This window comes from Moorena sp. SIO4E2 (assembly GCF_010671945.1).
GTDB lineage: Bacteria > Cyanobacteriota > Cyanobacteriia > Cyanobacteriales > Coleofasciculaceae > Moorena > Moorena producens.
The window spans coordinates 1-3,746 of sequence record NZ_JAAHIE010000636.1; the positions used below are offsets into that span (position 1 = coordinate 1).

Below are 3,746 nucleotides of genomic sequence, written 5' to 3' on the forward strand. Positions count from 1 at the left end.
TATAGAGGGCAAAAATACTTAAACTCGTCCCAATAATCGTATGGGGACGAGAAAATTTCCAGAAACTGTACAGCCAAGCGGCTGGTTGCTCCAATAGATTAATCGAGGGAGGAGTAGATGTTTTAGAGGAAATCTGACTCATGGATCAGGTTAATGGTATTAGGGATTAAAGTTTAGGTTAATGGTTTTACTACTTAAACTTAGTGTAAGGGTTCTTAATACGTAAGCATTCAGCGGTCAGCGGTCAGCGGTCAGCCGTCAGCCGTCAGCTTATTTTATTCAAAAGCTGTTCGATGTAGCTTGGCCGTAGGCCAATGGCTGTTCGCGTAGCGTGCGCGTAGCGCATAAGCTGATAGCTAATGGCTGAATGCTGATAGCTGAATGCTGATAGCTGATAGCTTACCTAAATCCCTAATCCCTAAAGCTCTACACCTGTACCGGCGTCCGATAATCTCTTCTCTCCTCGAAATTCCCTGCTGGTTCTTCCTCAAGGTTGGTAATTAAACGAACCCCGCGCTTAAAGGTAAGGTAATGCCATGCCCACTGAATCATTACCAGCAACTTGTTATCAAACTCAATCAGGAAGAAGATGTGGATAAAAATCCAGGCTAGCCAAGCGGGGAAACCAGAGAACTTAACAAACCCCAAATCCACTACTGCGGCATTCCGTCCAATCACCGCTAAATTACCATAATCCTGATAATGGAAATCCGGTACTGTCTCCTCCTTGAGGCGCTTCTGAATCAGAGTAGATACATACTTGCCTTGTTGCATCGCCACTGGCGCAACTCCTGGTAGGGGCTTACCGGTTTGATGAGAGAAATTCGCCAAATCACCAATCACAAAAATATCCGGATGTCCGGCCAAGCTCATATCCGGTTGTACTATCACCCGTCCAGCCCGGTCTAGCTCGACACCAGTAGCGTTTGCTAGCGCCTTGCCCATGGCAGATGCTTTCATCCCTGCTGCCCACAGAACAGTTTTGGCGTTAATTTCCTCTACCTGCTCTCCTCGACGCATGGTAACTATATCATTATCAATATTAGTAACTAGAGTCTTTGTCTGTACTGTCACCCCTAACCGTTCCAGAGAATTTTGGGCTTTTACTGATAACTCCGGTGGGTAAGGAGGCAAAATCCGATCCATCCCTTCCAACAGCACAATCCTCGCTTCGGAGGTATCAATATCGCGGAAGTCATTTTTTAAGGTGTCGTAAGCCAATTCTGCCATGGCTCCGGCTAATTCCACTCCAGTTGGTCCGCCTCCTACCAACACAAAGGTCAACCAAGCGCGACGTTTCTCGGGGTCAGTTTCTTTTTCTGCTGCTTCAAAGGCAGAATAAATCCGACGTCTAATGTCTAGGGCATCTTCAATGGTTTTCAAACCAGGAGCGTCTTGTGCCCATTGATCATTACCGAAGTAGTGGTGGCTAACGCCAGTGGCCACGATCAAGGAGTCGTAAGATATTTCTTTGTCTGCTAGTTGAACGGTTTTCTGGTTGGGGTCAAGACCAATTACTTTCCCCATCAGCACTTGAGTATTTTTCTGGTGACTCAGGATTGCCCGCAGGGGTGAGGAAATATCACCAGCGGATAAGCCACCGGTAGCTACTTGGTAGAGTAGGGGCTGGAACAAATGAAAGTTCCGTTTATCGATTAGAGTTACTTTCACTGGTGCCTTTCTCAGAGCCTGAGCAGCATAGAGTCCACCAAATCCGCCACCAACAATGACCACATGGTGAGGAGTAGTGGTCTTTGCTTCACTAACCATAGAACCAACCATAGAACTAACCATAGAATGTCTTACCTCTCCTGAATTTATTTACGATTGATTTTGTTTACGATTGATTACGAATAACGTCCCTGCCTTCACCCTAGACCTTTTGTAAAAGTCAGTTTTTAGGAGGTAACTAAACTATCGTAGTTATCACCCTGTTGTTGGCTATTTATGCAACAGATCTCGTCTTTCCCGAGGCTTCTTAATATAAGTTAACATTAAAAACTATTAAATGTGTCGTGAAAACCACCCAATTTCATAATATAATTATAAGTTTAATTTTTAATTAACATAAGAGCCCCAAAACAAGCTCAACCCGGATTGTCAATCCTAGGAATTGTCAGGGTTTGGTAACAGTTTGTTTTTATTCGAGTCAGTGTGATGCACATTGGATTTCTCAACCCTCACGGTAATTTTGACCATAAAAATAGCTACATTAGCGAACATCCCGATTTCGGTGGTCAGTTGGTTTATGTCAGGCAAGTGGCAGATGCGATCGCAAAACAAGGTCACCAAGTAGATATTCTCACCCGCCACATCATTGATCCGGATTGGCCAGAATTTGCCGAGACATTTGATTGCTATGGGAGTGTAGACAACCTTCGGATTATCCGATTGCCAGCCGGACTACAAGAGTTCCTGCGCAAGGAGTTGTTATGGCCCTATCTCGTCCAAGACTGGGTACCAAACATCCTGGAGTTTTATCGAGAGGAAGGTCGATTCCCTGATATCATGACTACCCACTATAGTGATGGGGGACTGTGTGGAGTGCTGATTGAGCAACAGACCGGGATCCCTTTTACTTTCACAGGTCATTCCCTAGGGGCTCAAAAAATGGATAAACTCCACGTCACTCCAGAGAATCTGGCGGAAATTGATCACTATTACAATTTCCGATACCGGATCCTAGCCGAACGGTTGAGCATGAACCACTCAGCCCTCAATATTACTAATACCGCACAAGAGCGGTTCCAACAGTACAGTCATCATGCTTATCGTGGAGCAGTGGATGTAGAAGATGATCATCGATTTGCCGTGATTGCACCGGGAGTGAATGCTTCTGTTTTTGGTTCCGATGCGATCGCTCATAATGAACAAGCGACTTATCAACTGATTGAACAGCGATTGCGCCGGGATATCAGTGAGTCACGGCGCAATCTACCAGCTATCTTGGCATCCAGCCGTTTAGATCCCAAGAAAAACCTCCTAGGTTTAGTGCAAGCATTTGCTGACGATGTGATAGTCCAAGAGAAAGCCAATGTGGTGCTGATTACTGGTGGATTGGATAACCCCTTGCAAGAAAAAGTCCAGGATCAACAGACCGAAAAACTAGTAATCGGTCCCATCCGGGAAGTAGTACGAGAAAAAAATTTGTGGGGTAAAATTAGTGCTTTCTCAGTACCCGATCAACCAGCATTAGCCGCCTCCTATCGGTATTTTGCTCAGCGTGGTTCGGTGTTTACTCTTACCTCCCTGTTTGAACCCTTTGGTCTTGCTCCTTTAGAAGCAGCAGCGGCTGGATTACCGATAGTAGTGACAAAAAATAGTGGTGTCGGTGAAAGTCTAAAAGTAGGGGATGAAGACTATGGTATGTTAGTCGATCCCAATGATCCAGCAGATATTGCTAGAGGAATCAGGGAAATACTTTGTGATCAAAAACTGTGGCAAAGGTTACAGAAACGTTGTCAGCAGTATGTTTTGAAATATTACACCTGGGATAGCACCGCTTTAAACTACTTGAGCCGAATCAAACAGATTATTTCTGAACCATCAGCACATCCTGTTGCTGAGTTAATTCCGATCCATTCCTATTTCCGTGCTCCACAGCCAGAGAATGATATTGCTTTGGAAGAATTGAGCTACTGGTATTTTGTTAAGGATTAGTTGTAGGGCTTTTTCCAAGACTTTCATTCTCATTAATCTCGAACTATAAAATTCTCAAGGGCAGAGGTTTATTTTAAGCTGTTCGC

2 protein-coding genes and 1 pseudogene are annotated in these 3,746 nt (G+C 44.7%); 1 reads left to right on the top strand and 2 read right to left on the bottom strand.

Going from position 1 to position 3,746, the window contains the following annotated elements:
• Positions 1-142, bottom strand: a pseudogene (locus F6K37_RS45815) (homogentisate phytyltransferase); the annotation flags it as partial.
• Positions 143-426: 284 nt separating this feature from the next.
• The gene (locus tag F6K37_RS34535) at positions 427-1,770 is read right to left on the bottom strand and encodes an NAD(P)/FAD-dependent oxidoreductase (RefSeq protein WP_502887799.1); all 1,344 of its coding nucleotides are present in this window, start codon (positions 1,768-1,770) and stop codon (positions 427-429) included.
• Between the two features lie 387 nt (positions 1,771-2,157).
• On the opposite strand from F6K37_RS34535, the gene F6K37_RS34540 reads away from it, so the two are divergent.
• Complete coding sequence (locus tag F6K37_RS34540; protein ID WP_287255330.1) at positions 2,158-3,660, top strand: glycosyltransferase; 1,503 nt, start codon at positions 2,158-2,160, stop codon at positions 3,658-3,660.
• The last annotated feature ends 86 nt before the right edge of the window (positions 3,661-3,746 follow it).